Raw genomic sequence first — 25,499 nt, forward strand, 5'->3', positions numbered from 1 at the left:
GGAGGAGTTTCTGGACGGCGGACTGCCGTCACTCCATCCGCCGCCGCCGGCACCGCGATTGGCTGCCGCGGTGCCATCGATGCCCTGGGTGTCCCCGGGGTGTCGCCGTGTTCCGGGTGACACTGGAACACGATAGGGTGCCCGCCGGACCGCGGGCATCCTGGGGCCGTCGTTCGCGGCGGCCCCACTTCTAACATCGGCCCAGCCTTACCGGCTGGGTTTTTGATTGTCGTCAGTCATGAGGGTAGTGCTTATCAATATGATAGAATTGATTTAATACACTACAAATAAAAAGTACTTAGAATAATGACTAAACTACCAGGTGTAAAAGATCGTGAAATTCGGTCAACACTAAAAGACTGTTTGAGATTAGAGTATTGCTTTGATGAAAAAATGCAAATACTTGACGAATTTGGTATTAATTATGGCGAGGTTAGGGCTGACGTAGTTGCCGTGGGAGATGTAATGCACGGCTATGAAATAAAAAGCGATTACGATAGCTTAAATAGGTTGCCTAATCAGATAAAAGCTTACAATGCCGTTTTTGATAAGGTTACGATTGTAACAGGTGCCTCACATATATATTCAGTCATAGAGATAGTGCCAGAATGGTGGGGAATACTGGTGGTGCGAGCGAACGACACAGGTGAAATTACGCTTCATTGCATACGAGAGGCGGAAGCCAATAAAAACTTAGATACACATGCATTGGCGAGGCTATTGTGGCGAGACGAGGCAATGCAAATACTTGAAGGCATTAATGCAGCACATGGAGTAAGGACAAAGCCGAAGAGTATATTGTGCGATAGGCTTACCGACAGTCTTGAGCAAGAATCATTAAGACGCAAGGTTGTGGAAAAAATTCACTTTAGGTCAGCTTTGAGAGCTGGCTAGTCACTACTGCCAAGTGGTGGCTAACGCCTACTTCAATCCATGTTGTAGCATTGCCGGTGCCGTCTGCTTTTGTAGGGTTATTATTTTTCTTTTGAATGTATATTGGAAAATACTCTCCTTTTTCTCGAATTATATAGTCCCCCCTGCTAAACTCTTCGCCATAGAAGTAATCATCGTCCATTAAAGAGTTTGCATGAGCTAGATAGTGGTCAAAACGTAGAACCTCACCTTTCATAACTAGCCACTCAAGCTCCAGGGTATATTTAAGGCTACAGGATGGGTGATGCCGTGAGGCTTCTTCGCTAAAAATTGGATGACGAATTGTATAATCACCGTATGTTGGTATGCGGATCATGCCTGGCATCTGTGTCATTGTTATCCACCCAAGCCAGTCATTTCTCTTGACTAAATTTTCCTCATCCTGCTTGCAGTGCATTAAACTTGACGGGAAAGCCCCACTTGCCAAAACGAAAGATCGCCACTCATTCAGATGAGTGATTGACTGTATTTGCAGAGAGATTCGTCGGTATACTTTTCGAGATGGGGTAAATTTTAGGTCAATTACTAAATCTATATCTACATAGTCCACTTTAATTTTTTCGACAAAGGCTTCCAGTTGCTTGTTGAGAAGATCAAAATCTAAAAGGTCGTTAGGCGTTAACCGTATACATATACCATTGTCATACGATTTGTGTAGCGACGACAGAAGACTTATGTAAGTAGAGGTGTCACGTATGTTGACTACAGGAATAATGCTTAAGTCATATTCATGTGCAGCTGAAATTATCTCGTTAGTGCCAAAAGCCTTTGCATCTCCAGATGCGGCTAAACTTAGGTCTACGAGTATAGGTTTTGAGCCCCAAAAGTTTTTTATATCCCTGACGGCCTTCGTTAAGTAACTCTCACTTGACGTGGATAGTGAAGTTCTTGAATTAAAGTCAGATGACATAGGATTTGATGATGTATCTAATTCGGGCAAGACAATCTCTATAAGAGGCAAAATGTTCTCTTTTGCATCCATGGCTAGGCTGGCAAGAGCCTTTTTCTCTCCCCCGCGCCACTTGAGAAATGGCATGTAATTTCGAGGTATTACAGGCATTTATGTTAACCCCTGTAATAGGTTGGGAAGAAGTGGCGAACCTTAGCCTCCTCGACTACATTGCTTAAGATATGCCACTCGCCTGTTTCATATCTTATTTTGCCAGCGACGATTGCCATGTGGACGCTCAGTGTTTTGGCAAGTTTCCGAGCGGCCATAGGGGATGGCAAAAATTTTGCAGGGCTAATATCCCATATGACTGAGGGAATAAGGGCTTCGCTAGCTAGGCGATCCGCATCTTCTTCATGGGCGCTGACTTGCATTCCCTTTAGGCCATCTAGCTCATCAAAGAAAAAGTTAATATCTTCATGCTCTGAGTGCAGGGAAATATGGGCTAGTTCATGCATCAGTGTGAACCAAAAGTTGTCTAAACGATCAAGCCTGAGGGTTAAACCGATGACAGGTGCCTTGGTGGACGTAAAGAGTACCGCGCCATCAAGACGAGTTTTTGGTAACTCTGGTTCGATAATTACAGCAATTCCTTTCTGTCGGAGTGCATTTATTGCCAGCACGGGACTGTCTTCGCTGGTGGTGAGCTTGGCAAGCTCCCGCATGAAATCAATAGTTATGCTTCCAGGCACAAAGGGCTGCTGTATTGCTTCGGTTTCTGCACGCGCCAAAACTTGAGTGGCCCATGCAAACAATGCCTTGCGATCGGTAGTGGGGGCAGATCTATAGCTAGACTGCCTAAGTAGTATAGGGGCAGCAACTGGTGCTTCTATGGCAGAGAAAAAGCTTGACAATATTGTACTTGGCTCTGAATCATCTTGGACATCTGCAAAGTAATTCCGGTTTCGCATGATGGTAAACAGTTTCTTATCCCAATCTCCGAAAAAACTTTCTTGAAATGGTTGTGATTGTTTTAAAAGGGAATCAGAAGGAATCCCTAATCCTTCTGACAATGCACGAATCATAGAAACAGTAAGCTGTCGTTTTCCCGATAGAATTTCGGACACACGGCTTTTGCTACCAATGTATGGAATGAGGTCGGCAGGACGAAGGCTGAGTTGGTCCATGCGGAATCGAATCGCTTCAATTGCGCTAGGTAGTTGTTTTGGAAAGTTCTTTTGCTCGTAAGCACTCAGTAGGGTTGAGAGAATACTTAGTCGATCACCTTCCTCGCTATCAGGTGCGGGGTCAAGTAAAAGGATTTCTTCAAGTAATGCGAGAGCTTCCTCGTAGTCCTTCTCCGTACGTATTGCTTTAATTTTACTCATGACTGTATTTTCCTATATCCCATTTATCATATTCCCTGTGAGTGCCCGCTTTAATTACTTTGACTATGCGGTTTAAGTAACTTATCAGTACCCAAATTCGATATTTATTACCACTTATGTTAAAGACGATTTCCCTACGATTGATAATGCTTGCATGACTATAACGTTCCTTGACTCGATGGGAACTTTGCCAGTCGGCAGCTTCGACTTCAGCTTCCCAGGCATTTATCTGGCCTACTGCATCAGGGTGTTTGCGCTTAAAGCTCGCCAGCTCTTCTTTATTATGTAAAGTCATATCCCGGTCGCTGTATTAATTGGTTCCCATATTGGGAACAATTGTAAGGCATGGTTTTGTTCTAGTCAAGGCCTTGTTCGGGATGAGGCTGGCGCGACCTACTATATAAAAAGCGGGTCACGATACATAAGAGGCATAGGTGAACCATTATTATGCTTATAAACTTTAAGGAACACTTCTGTCCGTGATACTCTAGTAACAAGCAACTGCCCAACATAAAAAGAGACATCCGTGGAAGCCCTCATCGTCATCCTCGCCATCGCCGGCGCCCTCATCAATTCCGGAGGGATGGTGCCGTATGCCCTGCAGACGATGCGCGGCCGCACCAAGCCGCGGCTGGTGACCTGGAGTGTCTGGACGGTGCTGGCGACCATCGCGGCTATCGCCTCGGGAATGACGGGCGATTTGCAGAGTTCGTTCTTTGCCGGCATGACCGCTCTGACATGCGGCATGGTGGCGGCAGCCGGTATGCGCTATGGTGACCGCTCTGTTGAAATCATCGACTGGGTGTCAATCGTGCTGGTGGCAATCGGGCTGGTCCTTTGGTACATCTTCAACTCGCCGGCCGTGGCGGTCATCGCGGTCATCATCATCGACCTCATCGGCTATATCCCAACCTACCGGCATGCCTGGCGCCGGCCGTTCGAAGAGACGATTTCGACATATTTTTATATCGCCATCGGCGGCATCATGGCAACCGGCGCGGCCTTGCTGGCGGGCGGTTTTTCTGTCACGGGCATCGCCTATCCGCTGTATTGCGCCATCGCAGCGGGTATCTGCGGTGGTATCATCGTGCTGCGGCGGGATGAGATGGTGCCGCCCGAGCAGCTTGCTGCCACAGAGGCGGCTCCGCAGCCCGCACTGGCGCCCAACACTACCTATGCCACGACTGGCGCCGCCTATGCCGCCCCGACGCCGCCGACCGAGCGTCCCGTCATGCAGATGGGCGCCCTGCCTGGCCCGCCGCCCGGCGTCACCCCAAAGCTCTATCAGTATGGCGGACTTTATTTCACTGCCGAACAGCTGTACGAAGCCCAGGTGCGCACCGCCTGGGCACAGTATGCCCAGCGGGCCTATGCCAACGGCTACGATCCGGTGACGCGCCAGCGTTTTGAGGTAGTACAGACCGAAGCGGCCGGGGTGCCGGTGCCGCCACCACCTGTCCGGCAGGCGCCAGTGCCGCCAGGGCCGGTGCAACAGGTGGCGCCACCGGTTGCGCCGGTGCAGGCGCCGCCTCCGCCTCCGCCGCCGATGCCTCCGGCACCGCTGTATCCGCGTTAATCATTTGACTGTAACTGCATGTAAATTTAAAGTTTAACTGTCATTTCAAACCGCTACCCAGGGGAGCTGCAACGATGCCGGCGGGGTGCTTTCCTTATTTCTCACAACGGGCCCGGCCTGAAGCTTCATGCTCTGAAGACTCGGGTCGGGCTGGCACCCGCCTCCGCTCCAGGCCAGGAGGGAGGGGGTGCCGGGGGGGGCTGGTCAGGATGTGCCGGCCAGCCTGTCGGTCGTCTGCTGCAGACCGAGCCGCCGGAAGGCCTCACGCACGTGAGGTTCGTCCGCATACGCCGGGTCGTCCTTGGCGGCGACGAGCATGGTGCCGTTCGCGGCGACGAAGTGCACCACCCGTACGGCGGAACCGTCGGTCCGGGCCCACAGGTCCACCTGGTTCAGCGCCGGTGTGCCGGGGCTGACGCTCTGCGACTCGGTCAGTGGCAGGTGGGCGTGGTCGCGCCGCATGCGCCCCAGGAATATCCACTCGTCCGTGTCCTTGCCGCCGAAGCGGGCGACGGTCGACAGCTGTTCGCGCAGGGTTGCCAGAATGATGGCTGCTGCCAGCGGCCGGAAGTAGTCACCGGACATCGAGCGGCCACCCGCGGCCACCGTCTGGTTGATCCAGGCGACCAGTTCATCGGTGAGATGCGTGGAGTGAGCGATCAGTGCGTGCAGACGCGCCGCAGTGACGCCCATCAGCTGGACGAGCAGCTCTTGCAACAGGTCGTCACAGAAGACGCGGGCGTAGGGGACGCTTGCCTCGCGGAAGCAGTGCCAGGCGAAGTCTTCCGGCGTGACAACCGTTTCCGGGATGTCCTTGATGACCCGGTAATTGCCGGGCGTGCCATCGGTCATGGTGAACTCCTTGGTGGCGTGGGCCGCGGATGCTGTCATCCTCGGCGTCGGACACGTTCACGGCAGTACAAATACGTTTATAACACGAAAACAATCAAAAACAATTAAAAACAATGGGGAGACTGTCGTTATAAAGTCCGGCCTGAAGCTTCAAACTTTGAAGACTCAGGTCGGGCCGGCACCCGCTCCCGCTCCAGGCGGAGGGGAGGGGTGCCGGGACATGGTCAGGGCCGGGGATCACTGCGGCGGGTCCGCAGCATGTGCAGCCGCCGCAGTGCCTCGCGCACGTGCGGGTCGGCGCTGGGGCTGGCGGGTCCGCTGCATGACAGGTGGCTGGCGCGGTAGTTGGGCTCGAAGTTCACCCAGACCGAGCCGTCGGCCACGCAGCCCCAGAGGTCGACCTCCAGGAGGCGCACCGACTGACGGGTGCCGGTCAGCTGCTGGTGGCTGGTGAGCGGCAGGGCCTTGTGGTCGCGCCGGTACCGTCCCAGGAACACCCAGGTGCTGTCGCCGTGCCCGCCGAAGAGCGGAATGCGGGCGCAGATCTGGCGCATCTCCTGGACGACCGCCGCCGCCAGCTGGTAGACGGCGTAGGCATGCAGCGTCGGCTGCCGCCCGGCCGTGACCTGGTTGTTGGCCCAGCGGGCCAGCCGCTCCCAGAGGAGAATCGGCTGGGCGCTGAGGGCCGCGGCGAGCTGCCACTCCGGCATGGTTGTCACCTGGGCCACCACCTCGTCCAGCAGCTGGCCGTCGCCATAGGCCACGGAATTGCCGCTGGGGTTGGTGTTGGCGCAGTGCCAGGCGAGGGTGCCCACGGTCGCGATGTTGCTGGGGACGGTGGACACGACCTCGAGGCTGGTGGTGCTAGTGCTGGTGTCGACGCTCACGCCGATCTCCTTATCTCAATGGGCCGGGATCCTGATATCCCGGCCGGCTCGCCGTCTCCGCCGCACCAGAAGCACACTGGGCAGGGCGGGGAAGGGGGGCCGGGCGGGAGCCATGTAAAACTGCACTTGAAAGACATCAAGTTATTTAATTATAGCACAAAAGACTCAAAAAGTCAATTACATAGCCACTGTCTGGACGGATGTTCGGCCTAGTCGTGCGCCTTTTCGAGAGCCAGCCGTCCCTGGCGCGGCACCATGCCACATGGCGGCAGTTTGACGTAAAAGGTGGTGCCGCGGTTCTTCTTGCTCTCAAACCAGGTTTCAGCACCGATGGTGTCGCAGATCAGCTTTATGAGGTAGAGGCCGAGGCCGGTGCCTTCGCTGTCGAAGTTGACGGCATTATCGGCGCGGTAAAAGCGGCTGAAGATGTAGGGCCGGGCGGCGGCGGGAATGCCGATGCCGTTATCGCGGACGGCCAGCACGTAGCAGCCCTTCTCGTCGCAGTTGAAGCTGACGCTGACACGCCCCTCGTCCTGGCGGGTGTAGCGGACCGCATTGGCCAAAAGGTTCTCGACGATGAGGTTGAAGACGTCGCTGTCGATCGGGATGAGCGGCAGGTCGGTATCGGGCGTGAACTCGAGCCTGACACCTTTTTCCCTGGCCAGCGGGGTCAGCTCTTTGAGATGGATCTGGATGAAACGGTTGATGTCGGTCGGCACAGGCTGCACCTTGATGCGGTCCAGTTCGACGCGCGAGATGTTGAGAATCTCGCTGACCAGATGGATCATGCGGACGCTGGCGCCGGTGATGCGGCTGACGTAAGCCTGCTGATCCGGTGTGATGGGGCCGGCAACACCGCTGGAAAGCATCTCGCTGTAAAGGCGGGTGACGGTCAGCGGCGTGCGCAACTGGTGTGAAACGAGCGACAGGAATTCGTCCTTGGCGTGCTCCAGCTGTTTCTGGGCAGTGATGTCCAGCAGGGAGCCGATGATGCGCTCCGGCTCGCCGGCCTGATCATAGAGGACGAAGGCGCGGTTGCGAACCACTACGTACTTCTTGTCGGCTTTTTGGAAGCGGAATTCAGACTGCCACTGCTGGTCGCGCCGGGTGCGGACGTTGAGAATTTCGTGGCGGATAGACGGCAGGTCATCGGGGTGGATGCGCCGTGCCCACCAGTCGAAACTGTTATCTATCTCGCCCTGGATGTAGCCGTAATCGTTGTGGATGGCCTCGTTGAACCAGATGGTACGGCTGGCCAGGTCGAGGTCGTAGACCAGGTCGTGGGTGGCCTTGGTGACGGTGCGGAAGCGCTCGTCGCTTTTCTGCAGGGCCTGCTGGGCGGCCTCGCGGTCGGTGATGTCCTGCGAGGTGCCGAGCATGCGCAGCGGCGTGCCCTCCCCGTCCCTCACTACCTTGCCGATGCCGCGCAGGGTGCGGACCTGGCCGTCAGGGTGGATGACGCGGTGGACGAAGTTGAAGGCGGAGCCGGATTGAAAGACTTCGTAGATGGTGGATTGGATGCGTTCGCGGTCATCGGGGTGGATGAAGCCGATGAACTCGTCAAAGCTGACCTGGCGCTCCTGCGGGCGCAGGCCGTAGATGCGGTACAGCTCGTCGGACCAGGTGATGACGTTGCTGGCGACATCCCACTGCCAACTGCCCAGATGGGTGAGGGCCTGGGCCTCCTCCAGGGCTGCCGAGCGCTCGCGGGCGCGTTCCTCGAGTGTCTGGTTGAGTTCGCGTAGCTCGCTCATCTGCGTGCGGATGACCTCGACCATGTTCTGGACGCCGCGGAAGAGTTCGGTGAAATCGTCGTCGGCATCGGGGATAGTCAGATTTTTAGAGAAGTCGCCTTCGATGGCGCTGGCCAGGACGGGACGGAGCTCGGCCAGGTGGTGCTGGACGAGCCGGGAGTAGGGCTGGCCGGGAGCATGACGGGGCGACTGTTTCTGTGGCACAGCCATATTTTAACACCTCACCATAAAACGGCACAAAACATAAGCGTGGTATAATGTTCCTTGTGATTCCGCAAGAGAACCGCCGTCAAATTCCTGATTTCTCTGGTGCAAACGTCTTGCCGCTGCGCCGGGCGCTTGGTGACCCGGAGCCGGTGCGTGACATGGAAAAGTTCGTTGATAAGCTTGGCGGTGTCGGGCGGACGCTCGAGGAGGCCCGCTTGCCGCCGGGATTCAATTATGTGTACTGGGGGCTATCGCTCAGGGTGCTGATGGCTATGCAGCGCCGGCCGGGCGATAGTGCCGATGATTTTCCCCGTATCAGCAATGCCGATCAGGTGGAGCACACCGCCGGCATCTTTGGTGAGTATTACTTTGCGCCGCTGCGCGACATCGCCGAGTATATCGATTACGCCGACGCGCAGCCGGAGCGGGCGGAGGAGGCGCTGGGGCGCGTGACACCACCCTGGGAGGTGGCTCTGCTCGATGACCGGATCCGCGGCGGCTACAGCGGCCAGCAGTTCGTGTCCGGTATGGTGTCGCATATCCTGGGGCGGGATCTGCCAGGCAGCCTGTACGCGTCGGAAGCCGGAGAGGCATACTACGCCGACTATTCGCACGAGGTGAATGACCTGATCGCCATCACCACCAACAGCCTGGCGCCGGAACTGATTCCCGGCCATCCGGTGGTGCGGCGGCGGCAGATCACGCCGGTCGTCATGGCGATCGCCGGCATGCGCGAGGTGGCCTGGCAGCGCAGCCAGCGGCTGAAGGCTATACCGTCCGAAGATGAGCGCGAGGCCGAACTGGCAGCCTACGACCTGGGTGCCGCCCGCATCAACCGGGGAATCGCCAGGTTCGGGCGCCGGGCACTTGATGTGCTGGCGACTACGGAGCGGCTGGGAAGCGCCGACGGCATGCAGGCGGCCGCCTGATGCCACCTCTATGATACTTCGATGGCAATTCTGTCAATAAAAGTCGCGTCCCGGCTATTCCCTATCGTGCTTATAGTTGTATAATGGACGCATGCAAAAAAGTAACGCCGCCTCCAAACTTCACAAAAAATTATTCTCTAACAACAAATCAAAAGCCTTCCTGGTGTCAGCCGTGGTCTTCCTTAGTCTGGCAGGCATCATCCTGGCCGTGCAGGCTGCCGGCCCGGCCGTGGCCTCCGAGGCCGAAGACGGCGAGGTGACGCGCGAAGAAATGATCATTGCTGACGCGACCGCTTCACAGAGCAGCGCCATCCTCTTTGGTGACGCGCCGGCTGGCGGCGATGACGGGGGCGACGACGACGGCGGCGATGACGGCGGTACTGACAATCCCGGCAACCCGAATGCTTCGGTGCCGAATGACATCATCGACCTGACGATGTGGAAGGTGACGCTGCCGATTGCCGGTGATGGTGACGGTCCGCTGGAAATCAAGCAGCCGGAACTGGCCACCTACTCGCTCGACCCATACTTCAAGGTAAACGACGCCAAGAACGCCATTGTCTTCCGGGCCGTCCATGGCGGCAACACTACACAGAACTCAAAGAACCCACGGAGCGAGCTGCGCGAGATGAACGCCGACGGTTCTGACGAAGCCTCCTGGTCTACCTCGTCCGGTACGCACATCATGGAGGTAAAGACCAAGGTGACGCACCTGACGACCGTCAAGCCGCATGTAGTCATCGCACAGATTCACGGTGGCGGTGACGACCTGACCGTCTTCCGCCTTGAAGGCAAATCATTGTGGATTACTGATGGTGACAATACCCATGGCTACCTCGTCAAGGACAACTACGAGCTGGGCACGCCGATCAGCGTTAAGTTTGAGGCGGGCGGCGGCAAGGTGCTCTACTATGTGGATGGGCAGAAGGTAGATTATGAGTTATCGGCGAATGCTGACGGGTGTTACTTCAAGGCGGGGAATTACTTGCAGTCGAATCCGACTTCGGCGCCGGATGAGCAGGATGGGGCGTATTCCGAGGTTGAGCTGTCGGATGTCAAGGTGACGCACAGCTAGTTGCTGACGCAGAACTCTGCCACTCATCATAGTGCACGGCTACTGAAGCGCACTGCACCGGGGCACTTTCTAAAGGGACTTCCACTGGAAGTCCCTTTAGGCGTTAGGCTGAAATCGGTATAGACCGATTTCACATACCCGGAGCAGTACACTTCAGTAGCCGTGCCCGCGTCATCCGGGCCGGTGCTGCGACCACACTAGCATGTGGTTGGTGGCGGTTTCCTGCGACATCCGTCTCGGTTCGCAGCTCAACGGCGCATGGACTCCCGTGTATCGTAGCGCTGCGTTTCCTGAAAACCCCTGTGTCGGGGTATGTGAAATCGGTCTATACCGATTTCAGCCTAACGCTTTAAAAGACTTCCAGTGGAAGTCTTTTAAAAAAGTGCCCCCGGCACAGGGGTTTTCAGGAAACGCGTATGCCGCGATACACTAATTAGCCCTAAAGTCACTCGACTGCGTGCCGAGCCGATACACGACACAGGAAAACGCCGCCGAACACTGCGCCACCTTGCCGCATTGACCATCACCTTTATCGACAGTGGCATCAATATACGCAAAATACTCCTTAGCATTAGAAATCTGCAAATTCACCCCACCATCCACATCCGTACACGGATCTGTATTGCTATCCGCATCATTGTCATAGCGCATCTGCCCGATGCTCCGCGCCGGCAGCTCATTCATATTGAGAAAGTTGCGCAGGTCGAGAGTAGAGGGTGCGCCGGCACCACTCAGCAGGTAATCAAAACGGATGTTGTCGGTCAGAGAAGGATAGGTGGCGTTTGGAAAGCCCAGCTGGTTTTCGGTCTGCCAGGTGGACCAGCTCTGCTTGACGTGCCAGTTCAAAAAAGCGCCCTCGGCTGTTCGGAACGAGGTGACGACATCGGCGGCTTTGGCGCGGCGGCTGGCCTCCTGGCTCCCCCATGCCACAAATACAGTAAGGATGGCCATAACGACAATCACCACAGCGATTTCGACCACCGTGAAGCCGTCGCGTCGCTTGGCCCTGATTCGTTTCATAACCATAAGTGTAATGGCCTCAAGGCAAATGGTCAAACAGCACAAGCCTTCCACTTTTCCCCTTGGCCGGGGTCGCTTTTTGCAGAGACTTCCACTGGAAGTCCTCGCAAGCGCTAGGCTGAAATCTGTCTAGAAACAGATTTCACATACCCCGGCCAAGGGGAAAAGTGGAAGGCCCGACGCTGGTCGCTAATTTGCCTTGAAGTCGGTGGATTGAGTGCCGAGACGATACAAGATGCACGTGAACGAGGTGTCACAGAGGGCGACCTTACCGCATTGGCCATCGCCTTTGTCGATGATATTGTCGACCTCAGTGAAGAACTGCTTGGTGTTAGAGATCTGGAGGTTGACACCGTTGGAAACATCGGTACAGGGATCGCCAAGCACATCGCCATCGTTGTCGTAGCGGATCTGGCCGAGGCTGCGGGCGGGCAGGTCGTTTATATTCAGGTATTCGCGCAGGCCGTTGTTCTCGGGGATGCCGGTGTTGCCTAAGAGCCAGTCAATCTGGACGTTGGCGGTGGCGCTGGGATAGGTGGCGTTGGGGAAACCGAGCTCGTTCTCTGTCTTCCAGGTAGACCAGGCCTGCTTGATGTGCCAGTTGGTCAGGGCACCTTCAACGGTCTGAAAGGCTTTAGCAACATCAGTGGCCTTGGCACGGTGGATGGCTTGGGAATTGGCCATGTTCACGACGACGCCGATAACGCCGATGACGACGATGACCACGACGATTTCGACGATGGTGAAGCCTTTTTGGCGACGTGGGGCGTGTCTGTTGTTAAGCATATACAGTATAGTGTAAGCCGATGCGGCCGGAAAATCAAATGTCGCGGTACTGGCGATGTGAAGCTGGCGGCACTTGTGCCGACGCTTGCATAAGCGCTATACTGACAACTATCATGCGCGTTGAACGTCAACACCACGGGTTCTCAATCGTTGAGCTTATCATCGTCATCACCATCATTGCCGTCCTGGCCTCTGCGGTGGCTTTTGCCATGTTTGATGGGCCGCGCCGGGCGCGGAATGCCGAGCGGCTGAAAGCGGCTGACGTCTACATCACCTTATTATCTAATTTCTATACGTCCAAAGGCTACTATCCCACCAGATCCGGTGCCGTCAATTATGTTTGCCTTGGCGAAGGGTACCCCGACTTTGATGGCGACACCACCAGGGACTGCTACGACCTGACCAACGCCGGACCGCCCTATAACACGGCTGACGAAGACGCGACGTTCACCACTGAGCTCAAGGCATATAACAATGGTCGTCTGCCACTTAACATCAAGACGCCCGTTGTCGACCGGCTCGGCGTGAGTCGGGTGGGGCCGGTCCTGAATTACGGTGGCATGGAAGTCATTTTCTTCCTGGAGGGCGATAACGAGAAATGCGCCGTACAAAAACTGGTGCTTGCGTATTCGAGCAACGGCACCACGTACTGCTACGCCCAGCTCGAGCAATAGCACTGCCCTCGACAGCGGCGGCATGCGTACGGTAAAATAAGCGTAATCACATCACAACAACAAACACCAAGGACAGCATGTACCCGAACCAAGGCTACCCCTATCAATACCCGCAGGATAACCAGATGCCGCCAATGGCACCGCCACCGCGCAAGACCGGTCTGAAGGTGCTCGGCGTACTTATCGGCTTCATGGTGGTGGCGGCCTCCTTTGCCGGGGGCGCGGCCTTTTGGCAGGCGACACACCCAGTCGGGCAGTCGGCGCAGCCGGCCACAGAAGAGAAAGACGAAGACGAAGGCGAAGCCAAGACTGAGACCATCACGGTCAACCTGCTTTCCTCGCCACCGGACGCCAAAGCTGGCGACCCGGTTGCTACGCGCTACCTGAGCCTGACCGCTCCGACGGCCTGGCGCACCATTGATAATGTGCCCGATCTAAAGCCCGATGCGTATGGCGCCGATTTCAAATCCAGCGACGTCCTGGCCCGGCTGATGAGCATACCCAGCCACCCCGACCGCATGCCGCAGTACTCATCGCTGACTACCAGCAACAAGCTCACGCTACTCCGTGTGGAAGACTGGCTGAAGACCGAGAGTCAGCTGGGCGGTGCGGCCGTCACCGATGTGCAGAAGCAGGCCTATTATGACTTCATCGACGGACTGAAAACGGCGGACGGCCTGCAGGCAGCCAGTTGCAAGGTAGTCATCGGCGGTTCCTTCATGACGCCGTGCGATCGGACCGTAGTGCAACCCAAGCTGATTGCTACCGCCGACAAGAGTTTGGAGGGAGTGGCGTTCATCGGTTTGGCGCCGGACGGCACGACATACGCTCCATCCGTCATCGTGCTGATGGCGGGGAAGATCAACAAGAGCAAGGTCTTTGCCCAGGGCAACTTCGCCCTGCTCGACGAGCAGTATGACAAGCTGATGGCCGATGGTGAGCAGACTGACGCCGAAGCTGACAAGATTAAAAAGGCGGTTGATGCCATGAAATCCGGCAAACTGACGGCCGAGCAGACCTCGCTGTACAAAGAAGTGCAGGACATGATCAAGTCGATCAAGGTTTCCGACAAAGCGCCGAAGCAATAAAAATAGCCCGTACGGGCTGCATAGTATCGTGGTGAGAGTTCGTGCCGCCGACGGCACCCCGGAAGTGGGGTGCCGTCGGCGTTGGTACCGGGTCAGCCGGCCTTCGTCCGCCCCTCGAGAGGAGTGGCGGTGGCCACGGGGCCACGGCGGCGCCGGGCGCGCAGGCGGCGGATGCCCACGATGCTGCCCGTTGCGAGCGTCACCAGCAGCACCAGGCCGCCCAGCCACCACATGATGGTGGTGACGCCGGCCATGTAGTCCCGCACGGAGTAGTACTCCGTCGCCCGCTGCACCAGGTGCGAGGCGCTGATGGCCGCGACCATGGTGGCCGTGAAGCCCTGCGCCGCCCAGAACGCCCGCCGCTCCGCGAGCTGCAGCACGGCGAAGCCGCACAGCGCACCCGCCAGGGCGATGGCCAGGATGGCGATGGGCCAGCTGGCGGCTCCGGTGAGGTCGGCGTAGCCGTACTTCAGCCCGTCGGCCAGTGCCTTCTCGTACAGCCGCTTGAGTTCACCGCTGACGATGAACGACATGACTGCCACGAAGAAGGCGCAGCAGGCCGGCAGGCCGTGCTTCATCCAGCGCTCGCCCTGCGGGGTGGACTTCATCCCCCAGAGCCGCGCGCCGGCGATGACGAGCAGCGCCAATCCCAGCAGCCCGGTGATGGGCCACGGGTTGAGGTAGAGGTGGTACTCTTGCGGCATGGTGGTCTCCCTGACCATCAGGGGCGTATGCCCAGTGGGAAGGTGTCCCTCTGTCAAGCAGGGTACTATACCATTATAGCATAAAATGCTAAAAAATGCAAGTACCGCTGCCGCAAAAGGGTTCACTATGGTTTTTTGACAGGTTGACGCAAAGTTATATAATGAACATGTTATGAATGCAACTTTACGTTACATCTTTGTCTTTGCTCTCGCTTTGGGCGGCCTGGGTCTCCTGCCGGAGATACCCGCATATGCATTGGAGGCAGTGACTGCACCAGTTAAGCCCATCGTTCAGGAAGTCCAGAATCCGCAAGTGATCCAGCAAGTGCCGGAAACGGTCGAAGAGGTGACCGATCCGCTTATCTCGCCGACCTCGCCGCAGCAGAATACTCCCGAGGGGCCGCCGCGTACCCAGCCGGAGACCCAGGCACCAGCACCTGCCGATCAGCCCGAGACGACCGCACCGGGTGCGGCGCCAGGCCCCTCGACGCCGCCAGTGACACCTGGCGGCGGCTCGCGGCCATCGACGGATACGGTGACGCCGGAAATCGAACCGCCGGTTACGCCCGGCTCGCAGCGGGCGGCGCTCGAGGAGCAGCCCTCTGACATAAACGTGGTATTTACGGCCGACCGCAGCCAGCTGCCAATCATCATCACGCTGACAGTGGCGGTCCTGTTGATGCTGACGACGGTAGGCATCTACCTGTATCCGCGGCGTCAGTTGCTACTACGTCGCATTAAGCACCTTACGCGACGTAGCTAATTATTGTAATATAAGCATTAGCACTCTTGATTTAGGAGTGCTATTTTGCTATGATAAATACAGACAAAAAGGGCAGCAGACAGAGGCCGGCCTATCAATCTTAACCAGCAAAACACATAAGAACCTACCGTGGGTGTGCGCGGAAGGAGCGGTAGCAACGACACGGTTGCAATCAATTATCAAGTGAGCCCGACGCATGTGCGGGTAAGGGGTATAAGGAGTCTATATGACAGTTAAAACCATCAACAGTGAGCAGGTCTGGCAATCGCCGGACGGCCAGAAGACAATTTGGAAGGTCACGCTGGAGGCTGGCGGGCAGCAGTACGAGCTCAAGACGTACAGCCGTGCCATCAGCGAAATCGGTTATGAGGGCAGTGTGGAGAGCTACACCAATGAGCGGGGTGACCGTTTTGTACGCCAGATTCCCAAGAAGCCGGCCGAATCGACAGCCGTCAACCGCGACAGCTCAATCCGTGCCCAGTGGGCCATCGGGCAGGCTATCGCCCTGGCGTCGGCGACGATGGACAAGAAAGCCATCACCATGCCGGTCATCGAGACATATGCCAAACAGCTGTTTACCACGGTCAGCCGTGTGATGGGCGAAAGCGTCACGCCGGCGATGATGCAGAATGCCGAAACCGTCATCCGCGGCTATACGCAGCCGCAGCGCATCTAGCATGAGGCGCGACTGAAAAGCCCCGGGACTACCCCGGGGCTTTTTGTTGCGCAGGACTGTGTTAATCAACGCTGCTAAGGAGCTCCAGGACGCCGCGTTCGCTGGCGCTCATGTAGCGGCGGGGGCGCATGCCACGGACGGTCTGGGTGACCTTGTGGATGGCATCGGATTTCATGTAGGCATTGATGATACGGGGGTCGACATATGACTTGCGGGCGATGGCGGGTGTGTTGCCAAGGCGCTCGGCGACCTTCTTGATACATTCGGTGACGATCCTGTGGCGTTCGGCTTCACTGCTTGCCTGTTGGCTGGCGGCCAGTTCGGTCATGGCTAGCAAGGTGCCGCCCCAGGTGCGGAAATCTTTGGCGGTGAATTCTTCGCCCATGTGGAGCTTGATGTAGTCGTTGACGTCGCGGCTGGAGACGTCGTGCAGAGTGCCGTCGTGATCGTAATATTTGAAGATTTCGTAGCCGGGCAGCTCATCGAGCTGGCGGATGATATCGGTCAGCTGTTTGTCGTCGATGGTCTGCTCGTGCTCCTGCCCGCTCTTGCCGATGAAGTGGAAGGTGACGGAGTGTCCTTCGAAATGAGTATGCTTGTGGCGCATGGTAGTGATGCCGTAGTGCTGGTGCTGGCGGGCGTATTCCTCGTTGCCGACACGGAAGTAGGCCTCGTCCATCAGCTTGACGACGCAGGCCATCACTTTGTCCTTGTGCAGGCCGTCGGCCTTGAGGTCGCGGGCGATCTGCTGACGCACGCTCGGCAGGGCAGAGGCGAAGCGCAGGATGCGGTCAAATTTGAGGCGCTCCTGGCGCTTGTGATGGGCCTGACTGTAGATGGCCTGTTTGCGGCCGGCATCGTCGTAGCCGGTGGCCTGGATCTTGCTGCGGGGAGACGGGGAGATCTGAACGTCTTTCCAGGCGGGCGGTATGGCGAGTTTGTTAAGCCGTTCGATAAGGCTTTCGTCGGTAATGCGGTCATCGTGCTGAAAATAATCAAAGCCGTCGCCGCTGCGTTTCCTGGTGATAAAAGCGTGTGTCATGTGGGGCGTATCTCCGTTAACCGCGTATCAGTGCACGTATCCATACCATACCATAACCGGCCGCCTAGTACTTGATGAGGCTGACGTGGACACGGCGCCCGGGGGCCTGGTCGGAGAGGCTGGTGGAGCCATCGGCGGCCTGCAGTTCCAGGGTGATCTTGTAATCTTCACGGTGGGCCTGGATGAGGGAGGCGGTATTTTCGGTGATGGTATAACCCTGGCGCTTGAGCTCGCCGAGAATCAGCTGCCGGTCGGGCATTTCCAGCGTATCGCCGACGGGGAAGCGGCGGACGAGCTCGGCATCAGTGGCCATTGATTTGTTGGTGAAATTTTCGGATTCGGCAAAGCCGAGCATCTGCAGCTGCAGGGAGTTGAGTTCGTTTTTAAGGTTCTGTTCGTTGATGGGACCCGTGATGAAGGGGACGGCGTAGAGGGCGACGGCCGTGCCCAGGGCGATCAATAGCAGAGTGAGGATGGTGGAGGGGGTGAAATTTTTATTTTTGTCGTTGGCGTAAGACCGGTTCATGTTCCCACTATAGCAAATCTGCGGGGTAATTCCTGCACTGGGCGTGCATGATGGCAATGGTATGATGGGGCTATTGCCAAACGACTTTTTGTGACCATTGCCCGGACTGCATACCTGACCCCGACCGTCATCGAGGTCACCTTGGCGTTGCCGGAGGCGCTCAGCTTTGTGCCGGGCCAGTATATCCGCCTGAAGATGCAAGGGGAGTGGCGGGCTTATTCGGTTGCGGCCATGCCGGATGCCTTTACTGTCGTCATCGTGGCTCAGCTGGTGGATGGCGGGAGGGCATCCAAGGAGTTCATCGCCATGCAGCCAGGTGACAGGTACCTGATGTTGCCACCGGAGGGCTGGTATACGTACCATTCCGGTCAGCCGGCCTGTTTTGCGGGGACGGGCACGGGCATCATCCCTTGTCTGGCAATGATCGAAGGGGCGCTGGCGCAGGGAGAACGTAAGCAGCTGACACTGCTCTTTGGTGCCAGGTCGCAAGCTAACCTGTTCTATACCGACCGGCTTGACGCGCTGGCCAGACGGTACGCCAACTTCACAGTGGTGTATGCGCTGAGCCGCCCCGACCCGGGCTGGACCGGCTATGAAGGGCGCGTCAGCGACTACTTACGGCAGCATTTTCAGGAGCTGCGCGCCGCAACGTTTTACGTCTCCGCTTGGCACGAGACGGTGGAGAGCCTGGTGGCGCTACTGCTGAAGCTGGGGGTTGAGCGCAGCGATCTGCATAGCGAGTACTACGATTAAGTAGTAAAATACAGCTACATGGCCCTACTTGAACGACTGCAAACTATCATGCCGCTGGTGCGGTGGCGCCGCCTGCTGGTGGCAACGGCCTGCTTCTGGATTCCGGTCATCATCTTTTCCGAGATTGCCACCCGGGTGCACGAACGTGATGACATCCGCTTTGACCGGTCGTTTCTGACCTGGCTGAACGGGTTCTCATCGCCCGGGTTTGATACCTTTGCCCTGCTGGCGACACAGTTGGGCGATTCTTTGATTACGGCAGTCTTCATTATCGGATTGGCTGGTGTCCTGTGGGTGAAGCAACGACAGCGCCAGGCGGTATTTGTGCTGGCGGCATACGGCGGTGCCGGCTTCATCAATTTCTTGCTGAAGCATGGTTTTGAGCGGGATCGGCCGTCGCTCTGGACTACCCTGGTGACGGAGTCGTCCTATTCGTTTCCGAGCGGGCACGCCATGCTGAGCAGTGCCATCGCCTTCATCATCATCCTGTTGCTCTGGAATACGCGCTATCGCTGGTGGGCGGTGGTGTCGGGCGGACTGTATGCATTCATCGTCGGGGCGACGCGGCTGTATCTGGGCGTACACTTCCCGTCTGATGTGGTGGCGGGGTGGTGTGTCAGTGCGGCGTGGGCATTGATTACGTACACCATCATTTTCAAAGGCAATTTTCTGTACCGGCGACGAAACACCGGGAATGTTACGAAAGCTGGGCGGCGGCAAGCCCCGCACGCCGCTGATGGCGTTCGCGGGCAAGATGAATCAGCTTCGTAATTAATTCTCCGTACGGCAGGCCGCTTGCTTCCCATAGCTTCGGGTACATGCTGATCTTGGTGAAGCCGGGAAGTGTGTTGATCTCGTTGATGAGTATGGTGCCGGCATCATCGATGAACATGTCGACGCGGGCCAGGCCTTCGGCTTCCAGTGCCGTATATGCTTTGACGGCCAGCTGGCGGGCGGCGGCGGTGACAGCTTCTGGAAGTCTGGCCGGGACTTCGAACTGGGCGCCGTTCTCGTCAAGGTACTTGGCCTCGTAGCTGTAGAAGTCGCCGGAGCGTGGCGCGATGCAACCGAGAACGGAGGCGGCCGGGTCGGTGTTGCCGAGGACGGCGCACTCGATTTCACGTCCCGAGGCGGCTGTTTCAATCAGGACTTTGGTGTCATAGGCGAAGGCGGTGCTGAGGGCCGCCTTCAGAGTCTCTGGAGTGTCCGCCCGGCCGACTCCGACGGAAGACCCCATGTTGGCCGGCTTGACGTAGACGGTCGGGCCAAGCTGGCGAAGCATGGCTACCGGGTCGGCTGCATCCTGTTCGTGCGCACGCAGGACGACGCTTGGCGTGACCGGCAATCCAGCTTCGCGGAGCAGGCGCTTCATGACGTCCTTGTCCATGCCGACGGCCGAACCGAGTATTCCCGGACCGACGCAGGGCACGCCGGCCAGTTCGAGCAGGCCTTGCAGGGCGCCATCTTCGCCGTGCGGGCCGTGCAGGACGGGAAAGACTACGTCCAGTGCGGCTATCGGCTCCGTTCGGCCCTGGCCGACCAGTAGGCCATGACCGCCGGGTACCAGTGCCAGGGGCGTGCCGGTGGCTTCTTCGATGGCATCGCGGGCAAAGAGGCTGGTCTCGTCGGCCAGCTGCCAGACGCCGGTGCGGGTGACGGCTACGAGGATTGGCTCAAACAGGGTGGTATCGAGTGCCCGGTAAACGTTGCGGGCAGATTGGACGGAAACTTCGTGTTCGGGGGATTGGCCGCCGTATAGCAGACCGACGCGCAGTTTGGTGGGTGTATGCATGGGAACCATTGTAGCGTACCGCAGCGCGACATCATGTTGATATGATTGTTTTTTGAAGTGCGGGTGTACAATGTGGGTATATTACAAAGTACCATCCTATTAAAGCGAGGAAACAACATGGAATCACAGACAGCGACAGCCGTATCGCGCACTTACAAGCGCGCCAAAATCATTGCCACCATCGGGCCATCCACCGACGACCCCGAGATGATTGAAAAACTGGCCCGGGCCGGCGTTAACGGCTTCCGCCTTAACTTCAGCCACGGCACCCACGAGGAGCGTGACAAGCAGATCCCGTGGATCCGCCAGGCTGCCGAAAAGGTCGGCAAGCCGGTGACGATCTTCCAGGATCTGCAGGGTCCGAAGATCCGCCTCGGCGAGATGGAAGGCGTCGTCAACGTGTCAGCCGGAGAGGTCTGGAATCTGACCTATGGCGCCGAGACGGACGTCGATGCCAAGCGCCTGGCTATCCAGTATGACCTGAGCCAGAAGATGAAGGTCGGCGAGCCGCTGTTCATGTTCGATGGTAAAGTCCGTTCAGAAGTGCAGGCGGTCGAACCGGAAAACCACACTGTCCGGGTACGGATCGAGAACGACGGCATCGTCATGAAGCGTAAGGGCATCAATGTGCCAGACACCGACTTTGGCGGCGATGTCCTGACCGATAAAGACATGAAAGACATCATGTACGGCGTCGATAAGGACCTCGACTACGTCGCCATCAGCTTCGTACAGAAGGCGGCCGAGGTCGAGCACCTGCGCAAGATCCTGCGTGACAACGGGTCGAACGCCCGCGTCATCGTCAAGGTCGAGACCAAATCGGCCATCGAACCCCAGAACCTTGAAGAGATCGTCATCGCCGCCGACGCCGTCATGGTGGCCCGTGGCGACCTGGCCGTCGAGGCGGGTGCCGAGGTGGTGCCGATCGTGCAGCGCGACATCATCAGCCTCTGCCAGAAGCACGGCCGTATCAGTATCGTTGCCACGCAGATGATGGCCAGCATGGTCGAGTCTGCGTCGCCGACCCGTGCCGAGGTCAGTGATGTGGCCAACGCCGTCATCTTTGGTGCCGACTGTCTGATGCTTTCCGACGAAACCGCTGCCGGCCGCTATCCGCTGGAGACAGTCAAGGAAATGAAGAAGGTCATCCTTTACACCCAGAACCGTGCCCCGGTGCAGCCGGTCTACTTCCAGGAAGGCAAACGTGACCAGCAGGATGCTATCAGCTCGGCTGTCATCACGCTGGCGCATCAGATCGATGCCGCCGCCATCATCTGTGAGACCAAGACGGGCGAGACCGCCCGCAGCATCGCCTCTCATCGTCCGGCCATGCCGATTATCAGCGTTACGAGCAGCAGCCGCGTGGCGCAGCAGTTGTCCATCCTTTACGCCAACAAGAGTTTTCAGCGCGAAGATGGCGAGAAAGCCGGCCTGGCTCTGGCCGAGGACCTTGTCCGCACCGGCTTCCTGATGTCCGGCAACACTGTCGTCCTGGTATCCGGGCGCCAGCCTGGTATGGCCGGCATGACCGACACTATCCGCATCCGAGTGCTAGAATAAGACTGATAGAATCAGATCATAGCAACGCTTACGAAATAACAAAAAGGTAAAAATAATGAGCTTCGACAAGATGACCATCCGTGACCTCCCACTGGCCGGCAAGACCGTGTTGGTGCGCGCCGACTACAACGTGCCACTGAGTGAGGAGGGTGGCAAACAGACTATCCATGATGATTACCGGATCGTCATGTCCCTGCCGACGGTGCAGTACTTGCGGGAGCAAGGCTGCAAGGTCGTCTTGTGCGCCCATTTAGGGCGGCCGGACGGCAAGCCGGACGCACGCTACTCGCTTGAGCCGGTGGCGCAGCGGCTGGCTGATTATCTGCACACGCCGGTCAGGTTCGTGCCGGCCTGTGTCGGCGACCGCGTCCGCCAGGCCGTCAAGGGTATGTCTCCCGGCGAGGTCATCCTGTTGGAAAACTTACGGTTTCACGCTGAAGAAGAGGCGAATGATGCCGCCTTTGCCAGGCAACTGGCTGGCAGCAGTCTGGCTGACTACTTTGTGCAGGACGGGTTCGGCGTGGTGCACCGGGCGCATGCCAGCACCGAAGCGGTGACGCACCACTTGCCGAGCGTGGCGGGGTTGTTGTTGGAACGCGAATGCAGCGTCCTGGGACGGGTGGCACACCGGCCGCGCCGGCCGTTCAGTGTCGTGCTTGGAGGCGCTAAGATCAGTGACAAGGTGCAGGTCGTCGAACAATTCATCAAGAAGGCCGACAAAGTGATAATCGGTGGCGCGATGGCCAATAACTTCCTGGCCTGGCAAGGGTATCAGATAGGGAAGAGTAAGTTTGATGAAGAGGCGGTCAGGATAGTCGAGCGTATCATGCACAAACTGTGCGGCGAAGTCCACGACCACCGGATGTGTGTCCAGCAGAATGAAAAACTGCTGCTGCCGCTCGACGTGGCCGTTGGTGCTGAAGTCTCTGCCGATGCACAGCGCGTCAACAAACCGCTGACCGATGTTGCTGCCGACGACTACATCCTGGATGTCGGCGAAGCGACAATTGCCGCTATGGAGAAGTTTTTGGAAGGCAGTGCTACCGTGCTGTGGAACGGCACGCTCGGGTATGCCGAAGTGCCGGCTTTTGCGGCAGGCTCTGCCGCGTTGGCCGCCTGGCTGGCTGGTCATAAGGACAGTTTGGAGAGCGTAGTGGGTGGCGGCGACACTGCCGACTTCGTGCTGCGTTGGGATGCTGCCCACGGCGACAGTTTCAGCCATGTTTCGACCGGGGGTGGTGCCAGCCTTGAGCTGCTGTCGGGCAAGACGCTGCCCGGCGTGGCTGCGCTATTGGGCAAGAAATAAGCATCCGTCCGGTATGACGGACAAGTGGACAGCAATCCGCCGATGGGCTACACTAAGCATAAGAGTATTTATTTCTATGCGTCGTATCCTCACCATAGCTATGTATAACAAAAACACAACACCATACCCTGGAGGCTGCTTGTGAGCACTCATCGGACCCTGATTGTCGGCAACTGGAAAATGCATCTCACCATCGGAGAGACCAGCCTGTACCTCGACGCTTTGGACAAAGCGGTCAAAGTGCCGGCTGATGTCGAGGCCGTCATCGCGCCGACCACGCTGGCTCTGCAATCAGTCAGCCTGCAGCTGAAGCATCACCGTAAATTCAAATTGGCCGCTCAAAACTGTTTCTGGCGCGATTTCGGTGCTTACACCGGCGAAGTTTCGGCGCATATGTTGCGCGGACTGGCGCAGTACGTCATCCTTGGTCATTCGGAGCGGCGGCATCTGTTCGGTGAAATCGATAAGGATATCCGCCTGAAAGTACAGGCCGCGGTCCGCAACCAGATGCAGCCCATCCTGTGCGTCGGCGAGACCGGCCAGGAGCGTCTGGACGGCGACACCGGTTTTATCCTGCACGACCAGGTAACGGCCGGCCTGGCTAACATTACCTCAGAAGAAATCAGCCGTGTCGTCATTGCCTATGAACCGGTCTGGGCTATCGGCACTGGCGATAACGCCAAGCCACACGATGTGACACAGGCTATGAAGCTGATCCGCAAGCAGGTGCGGGACCTATTCGGCAAAAAAGCAGCCGAAGATATCCGTCTGCTGTATGGCGGTAGTGTTGATAATCACAACGCTGCGGATTACCTGGCATTACCGGAAGTCGATGGCCTGCTGGTCGGCGGCGCCAGTCTGAAGCCGCACGTGTTTGCTGAAATCATTGCCAAAGCCAGGAAGAGTGACTAACCTAAATGGTTGAGCTACTATGGTCGGTTGTAGTAGAGTAGACATAAACATAATGAAAACAAATAACCATAGGGTGTGGAAATAATGAATGATCTCGATTTCGATGAACTCGACAAGGCCATCAACAGCGTCCTGACGCCATCGAAGTCGTCAGAGCGGGCCAAGTCTGAAGCAAAACGGACTATCAAGCCAGAGCCGCGGGCTGCAGCCCCCAAGCCGGTTGAACGGCCTGAGCCTGTTGAACGCACCGACGCCGGCCGGCCTGAAGCCGACTCGGCCGAAGATACGGTAAAGGTTGTCCAGCGCCCAGTGTTGCCACAACAGCCTGCTGCTACCAGCATCAGTGTCGCCAATGCGTCAACGGCTTCAGCGTCCGCTGGTATCCCTGCCGCTACCCGGCCGCTTATCACACCCCGCCACTCCATCAACCGTTCCCGCCCAGGCGGTCCACTGATTGATGTCATGGCACCAGCCAAGCCGGTATCACGCCAGGCCGTGACGCTCGCGCTGCCCGAACGGCCGCACGCCGCCCATGCGCCGAAGGTAGAAGAACGGCACAGCCAGCAACGGTCAACTGATGGCATGGTGGCCGTCAGTCCCGCGCCGGTTGAGGCTGATCCAGTGTCGCCCGCTACGCAAACGCCAGCCCCCGAGACGTTCGAACGCTTCGACACGCTTTCGAGCGCAGACTATGGTTTGTCGGCAGAGGAGCGGCCTGTGCAGGCAGAGTCGGCCGATGTCACGCCGATAGCCGAAGCTCCCGTGACGCCCCTAGCCGCACAGCCGTCACCCGAAACAGCTGCGCCCGAGGCCGGCCCGGTACGGCCTGAGGCCGAGGTTGCCGCACCGGCACCTGAGGTGCCAGCCGTGGAGCCTGCTGCGGAGCTTTCCCAGCCCGCTGCCGAGCCGGCTTTCATAGAGACGCCGCCGCAGCCTGCGTCATCAGATGAAACGGCACCCGATGCCGAGACGGCACCAGCCGCACCCGCGTCGCCGTTCCTTGAAGACGCCAAGGTGGAAAAACGCCCGCTCGGCAGCCTGCGCGCCGAGGATGCCCAGCCGCACGAGTCAGCCGACCTCGATCACCGCCTGCCCGAGCATGGCACCAATGATCCCGTGCCGCCTTCGGCCCGCCGGACATTCGAGCCGTCGGCCAGCTTCCAATCCTCTTTGGGCGCGGCGTCGGTGCAGTCGTCTGCAGCATCGGCCGCTCCAGCCCCGGCGCCGGCCGTTCCCGCGGCACCCGTACCGATGCCCGATGTTCCTTCCGAAGACCCGCAGCCGGGCAGCAAGATGCTGCCGGTAGCTATCGCTGTCTTTGTGCTGGCTATCATCCTGGCCGGACTTATCCTGGTCTTTGGTGACAATCTCAAGACATTCTTCCAATAACCGACACCATCTCATCGT

The 25,499-nt window shown here is 57.8% G+C and carries 26 protein-coding genes; 14 read left to right on the forward strand and 12 right to left on the reverse strand.

What is annotated here, in order from left to right:
* Positions 1-306 precede the first annotated feature (306 nt).
* Positions 307-894, forward strand: coding sequence for a sce7726 family protein (locus tag JNJ66_01545; protein ID MBL8159118.1), 588 nt, complete (start codon positions 307-309; stop codon positions 892-894).
* Here the strand turns inward: JNJ66_01545 and JNJ66_01550 are convergent.
* From JNJ66_01550 to JNJ66_01560, 3 genes are read right to left on the reverse strand one after another with little or no spacing between them, the layout of a single operon-like run.
* Positions 869-1,969, reverse strand: coding sequence for a beta family protein (locus tag JNJ66_01550; GenBank protein ID MBL8159119.1), 1,101 nt, complete (start codon positions 1,967-1,969; stop codon positions 869-871). The genes JNJ66_01545 and JNJ66_01550 overlap by 26 nt on opposite strands.
* A gap of 29 nt (positions 1,970-1,998) precedes the next feature.
* Positions 1,999-3,210: an ImmA/IrrE family metallo-endopeptidase gene (locus JNJ66_01555; protein MBL8159120.1), complete on the reverse strand. Its 1,212-nt coding sequence runs from the start codon at positions 3,208-3,210 to the stop codon at positions 1,999-2,001.
* Entirely contained in the window at positions 3,203-3,505 is a 303-nt protein-coding gene (locus tag JNJ66_01560; GenBank protein ID MBL8159121.1) for a type II toxin-antitoxin system HigB family toxin, read from the reverse strand. Before JNJ66_01560 ends, JNJ66_01555 begins: the two co-directional genes overlap by 8 nt.
* A gap of 231 nt (positions 3,506-3,736) precedes the next feature.
* Between JNJ66_01560 and JNJ66_01565 the strand changes: the two genes are divergently transcribed.
* Positions 3,737-4,786 carry a hypothetical protein gene (locus JNJ66_01565; protein ID MBL8159122.1) on the forward strand — a complete coding sequence of 350 codons (1,050 nt, stop codon included), beginning with the start codon at positions 3,737-3,739 and terminating at the stop codon, positions 4,784-4,786.
* Between the two features lie 204 nt (positions 4,787-4,990).
* Here the strand turns inward: JNJ66_01565 and JNJ66_01570 are convergent, their stop codons facing one another.
* From JNJ66_01570 to JNJ66_01580, 3 genes are all read right to left on the reverse strand, one after another.
* Positions 4,991-5,677: a hypothetical protein gene (locus JNJ66_01570; protein ID MBL8159123.1), complete on the reverse strand. Its 687-nt coding sequence runs from the start codon at positions 5,675-5,677 to the stop codon at positions 4,991-4,993.
* A gap of 185 nt (positions 5,678-5,862) precedes the next feature.
* A complete protein-coding gene (locus tag JNJ66_01575; GenBank protein ID MBL8159124.1) occupies positions 5,863-6,525 on the reverse strand; it encodes a hypothetical protein in 663 nt (220 codons plus the stop codon).
* Positions 6,526-6,734: 209 nt separating this feature from the next.
* A complete protein-coding gene (locus tag JNJ66_01580) occupies positions 6,735-8,483 on the reverse strand; it encodes a PAS domain-containing protein (protein MBL8159125.1) in 1,749 nt (582 codons plus the stop codon).
* A 62-nt stretch (positions 8,484-8,545) separates the two neighbouring features.
* Between JNJ66_01580 and JNJ66_01585 the strand changes: the two genes are divergently transcribed.
* Both JNJ66_01585 and JNJ66_01590 read left to right on the forward strand, forming a co-directional pair.
* Complete coding sequence (locus JNJ66_01585; protein MBL8159126.1) at positions 8,546-9,415, forward strand: hypothetical protein; 870 nt, start codon at positions 8,546-8,548, stop codon at positions 9,413-9,415.
* Between the two features lie 91 nt (positions 9,416-9,506).
* Entirely contained in the window at positions 9,507-10,490 is a 984-nt protein-coding gene (locus JNJ66_01590) for a polysaccharide lyase family 7 protein (protein MBL8159127.1), read from the forward strand.
* A gap of 429 nt (positions 10,491-10,919) precedes the next feature.
* Here the strand turns inward: JNJ66_01590 and JNJ66_01595 are convergent, their stop codons facing one another.
* Together JNJ66_01595 and JNJ66_01600 are read right to left on the reverse strand one after the other, a co-directional pair.
* Entirely contained in the window at positions 10,920-11,510 is a 591-nt protein-coding gene (locus JNJ66_01595) for a prepilin-type N-terminal cleavage/methylation domain-containing protein (GenBank protein MBL8159128.1), read from the reverse strand.
* Between the two features lie 189 nt (positions 11,511-11,699).
* Entirely contained in the window at positions 11,700-12,302 is a 603-nt protein-coding gene (locus JNJ66_01600; protein ID MBL8159129.1) for a prepilin-type N-terminal cleavage/methylation domain-containing protein, read from the reverse strand.
* A gap of 107 nt (positions 12,303-12,409) precedes the next feature.
* Between JNJ66_01600 and JNJ66_01605 the strand changes: the two genes are divergently transcribed.
* Both JNJ66_01605 and JNJ66_01610 read left to right on the forward strand, forming a co-directional pair.
* Positions 12,410-12,970, forward strand: coding sequence for a type II secretion system protein (locus JNJ66_01605; GenBank protein ID MBL8159130.1), 561 nt, complete (start codon positions 12,410-12,412; stop codon positions 12,968-12,970).
* Positions 12,971-13,047: 77 nt separating this feature from the next.
* Entirely contained in the window at positions 13,048-14,058 is a 1,011-nt protein-coding gene (locus JNJ66_01610; GenBank protein MBL8159131.1) for a hypothetical protein, read from the forward strand.
* Between the two features lie 92 nt (positions 14,059-14,150).
* On the opposite strand, the gene JNJ66_01615 is transcribed toward JNJ66_01610, so the two are convergent.
* Positions 14,151-14,819 carry a hypothetical protein gene (locus tag JNJ66_01615; GenBank protein MBL8159132.1) on the reverse strand — a complete coding sequence of 223 codons (669 nt, stop codon included), beginning with the start codon at positions 14,817-14,819 and terminating at the stop codon, positions 14,151-14,153.
* 115 nt (positions 14,820-14,934) lie between these two features.
* Here JNJ66_01615 and JNJ66_01620 point away from each other — a divergent pair, with 115 nt between their 5' ends.
* Together JNJ66_01620 and JNJ66_01625 are read left to right on the forward strand one after the other, a co-directional pair.
* Positions 14,935-15,525 carry a hypothetical protein gene (locus JNJ66_01620; protein MBL8159133.1) on the forward strand — a complete coding sequence of 197 codons (591 nt, stop codon included), beginning with the start codon at positions 14,935-14,937 and terminating at the stop codon, positions 15,523-15,525.
* Between the two features lie 226 nt (positions 15,526-15,751).
* Positions 15,752-16,201: a hypothetical protein gene (locus tag JNJ66_01625; GenBank protein MBL8159134.1), complete on the forward strand. Its 450-nt coding sequence runs from the start codon at positions 15,752-15,754 to the stop codon at positions 16,199-16,201.
* Positions 16,202-16,262: 61 nt separating this feature from the next.
* Here JNJ66_01625 and JNJ66_01630 read toward each other — a convergent pair whose 3' ends face one another.
* A complete protein-coding gene (locus JNJ66_01630; GenBank protein ID MBL8159135.1) occupies positions 16,263-17,243 on the reverse strand; it encodes a DNA topoisomerase IB in 981 nt (326 codons plus the stop codon).
* Positions 17,244-17,307: 64 nt separating this feature from the next.
* Entirely contained in the window at positions 17,308-17,769 is a 462-nt protein-coding gene (locus tag JNJ66_01635) for a hypothetical protein (GenBank protein MBL8159136.1), read from the reverse strand.
* A 90-nt stretch (positions 17,770-17,859) separates the two neighbouring features.
* On the opposite strand from JNJ66_01635, the gene JNJ66_01640 reads away from it, so the two are divergent.
* Both JNJ66_01640 and JNJ66_01645 read left to right on the forward strand, forming a co-directional pair.
* Entirely contained in the window at positions 17,860-18,522 is a 663-nt protein-coding gene (locus tag JNJ66_01640) for a hypothetical protein (protein ID MBL8159137.1), read from the forward strand.
* Between the two features lie 18 nt (positions 18,523-18,540).
* A complete protein-coding gene (locus tag JNJ66_01645; GenBank protein ID MBL8159138.1) occupies positions 18,541-19,293 on the forward strand; it encodes a phosphatase PAP2 family protein in 753 nt (250 codons plus the stop codon).
* On the opposite strand, the gene JNJ66_01650 is transcribed toward JNJ66_01645, so the two are convergent.
* Positions 19,220-20,314 (reverse strand): D-alanine--D-alanine ligase, encoded by a 1,095-nt coding sequence (locus JNJ66_01650; GenBank protein ID MBL8159139.1) that lies wholly within the window; start codon positions 20,312-20,314, stop codon positions 19,220-19,222. The genes JNJ66_01645 and JNJ66_01650 overlap by 74 nt on opposite strands.
* 117 nt (positions 20,315-20,431) lie before the next feature.
* On the opposite strand from JNJ66_01650, the gene pyk reads away from it, so the two are divergent.
* The 4 genes from pyk (at position 20,432) to JNJ66_01670 (ending at position 25,481) form a co-directional block, all read left to right on the forward strand.
* Positions 20,432-21,874 (forward strand): pyruvate kinase, encoded by a 1,443-nt coding sequence (gene pyk / locus JNJ66_01655; protein ID MBL8159140.1) that lies wholly within the window; start codon positions 20,432-20,434, stop codon positions 21,872-21,874.
* 55 nt (positions 21,875-21,929) lie between these two features.
* Entirely contained in the window at positions 21,930-23,180 is a 1,251-nt protein-coding gene (locus tag JNJ66_01660; protein MBL8159141.1) for a phosphoglycerate kinase, read from the forward strand.
* Positions 23,181-23,321: 141 nt separating this feature from the next.
* Positions 23,322-24,092, forward strand: coding sequence for a triose-phosphate isomerase (locus JNJ66_01665; GenBank protein ID MBL8159142.1), 771 nt, complete (start codon positions 23,322-23,324; stop codon positions 24,090-24,092).
* A gap of 84 nt (positions 24,093-24,176) precedes the next feature.
* Complete coding sequence (locus JNJ66_01670) at positions 24,177-25,481, forward strand: hypothetical protein (GenBank protein ID MBL8159143.1); 1,305 nt, start codon at positions 24,177-24,179, stop codon at positions 25,479-25,481.
* The last annotated feature ends 18 nt before the right edge of the window (positions 25,482-25,499 follow it).

Source organism: Candidatus Saccharibacteria bacterium (assembly GCA_016789455.1).
GTDB lineage: Bacteria > Patescibacteriota > Saccharimonadia > Saccharimonadales > Saccharimonadaceae > CAIJKY01.

What these genes read in the sequence shown, in the direction of transcription:
- JNJ66_01635 (MBL8159136.1), bottom strand. Translation starts at nt 17,769, where the DNA reads ATGAACCGGTCTTACGCCAACGACAAAAATAAAAATTTCACCCCCTCC.
- JNJ66_01660 (MBL8159141.1), top strand. Translation starts at nt 21,930, where the DNA reads ATGAGCTTCGACAAGATGACCATCCGTGACCTCCCACTGGCCGGCAAG.
- JNJ66_01545 (MBL8159118.1), top strand. Translation starts at nt 307, where the DNA reads ATGACTAAACTACCAGGTGTAAAAGATCGTGAAATTCGGTCAACACTA.
- JNJ66_01645 (MBL8159138.1), top strand. Translation starts at nt 18,541, where the DNA reads ATGGCCCTACTTGAACGACTGCAAACTATCATGCCGCTGGTGCGGTGG.
- JNJ66_01625 (MBL8159134.1), top strand. Translation starts at nt 15,752, where the DNA reads ATGACAGTTAAAACCATCAACAGTGAGCAGGTCTGGCAATCGCCGGAC.
- JNJ66_01605 (MBL8159130.1), top strand. Translation starts at nt 12,410, where the DNA reads ATGCGCGTTGAACGTCAACACCACGGGTTCTCAATCGTTGAGCTTATC.
- JNJ66_01670 (MBL8159143.1), top strand. Translation starts at nt 24,177, where the DNA reads ATGAATGATCTCGATTTCGATGAACTCGACAAGGCCATCAACAGCGTC.
- JNJ66_01595 (MBL8159128.1), bottom strand. Translation starts at nt 11,510, where the DNA reads ATGAAACGAATCAGGGCCAAGCGACGCGACGGCTTCACGGTGGTCGAA.
- JNJ66_01620 (MBL8159133.1), top strand. Translation starts at nt 14,935, where the DNA reads ATGAATGCAACTTTACGTTACATCTTTGTCTTTGCTCTCGCTTTGGGC.
- JNJ66_01610 (MBL8159131.1), top strand. Translation starts at nt 13,048, where the DNA reads ATGTACCCGAACCAAGGCTACCCCTATCAATACCCGCAGGATAACCAG.
- JNJ66_01550 (MBL8159119.1), bottom strand. Translation starts at nt 1,969, where the DNA reads ATGCCATTTCTCAAGTGGCGCGGGGGAGAGAAAAAGGCTCTTGCCAGC.
- pyk (MBL8159140.1), top strand. Translation starts at nt 20,432, where the DNA reads ATGGAATCACAGACAGCGACAGCCGTATCGCGCACTTACAAGCGCGCC.
- JNJ66_01570 (MBL8159123.1), bottom strand. Translation starts at nt 5,677, where the DNA reads ATGACAGCATCCGCGGCCCACGCCACCAAGGAGTTCACCATGACCGAT.
- JNJ66_01650 (MBL8159139.1), bottom strand. Translation starts at nt 20,314, where the DNA reads ATGCATACACCCACCAAACTGCGCGTCGGTCTGCTATACGGCGGCCAA.
- JNJ66_01590 (MBL8159127.1), top strand. Translation starts at nt 9,507, where the DNA reads ATGCAAAAAAGTAACGCCGCCTCCAAACTTCACAAAAAATTATTCTCT.
- JNJ66_01630 (MBL8159135.1), bottom strand. Translation starts at nt 17,243, where the DNA reads ATGACACACGCTTTTATCACCAGGAAACGCAGCGGCGACGGCTTTGAT.
- JNJ66_01560 (MBL8159121.1), bottom strand. Translation starts at nt 3,505, where the DNA reads ATGACTTTACATAATAAAGAAGAGCTGGCGAGCTTTAAGCGCAAACAC.
- JNJ66_01555 (MBL8159120.1), bottom strand. Translation starts at nt 3,210, where the DNA reads ATGAGTAAAATTAAAGCAATACGTACGGAGAAGGACTACGAGGAAGCT.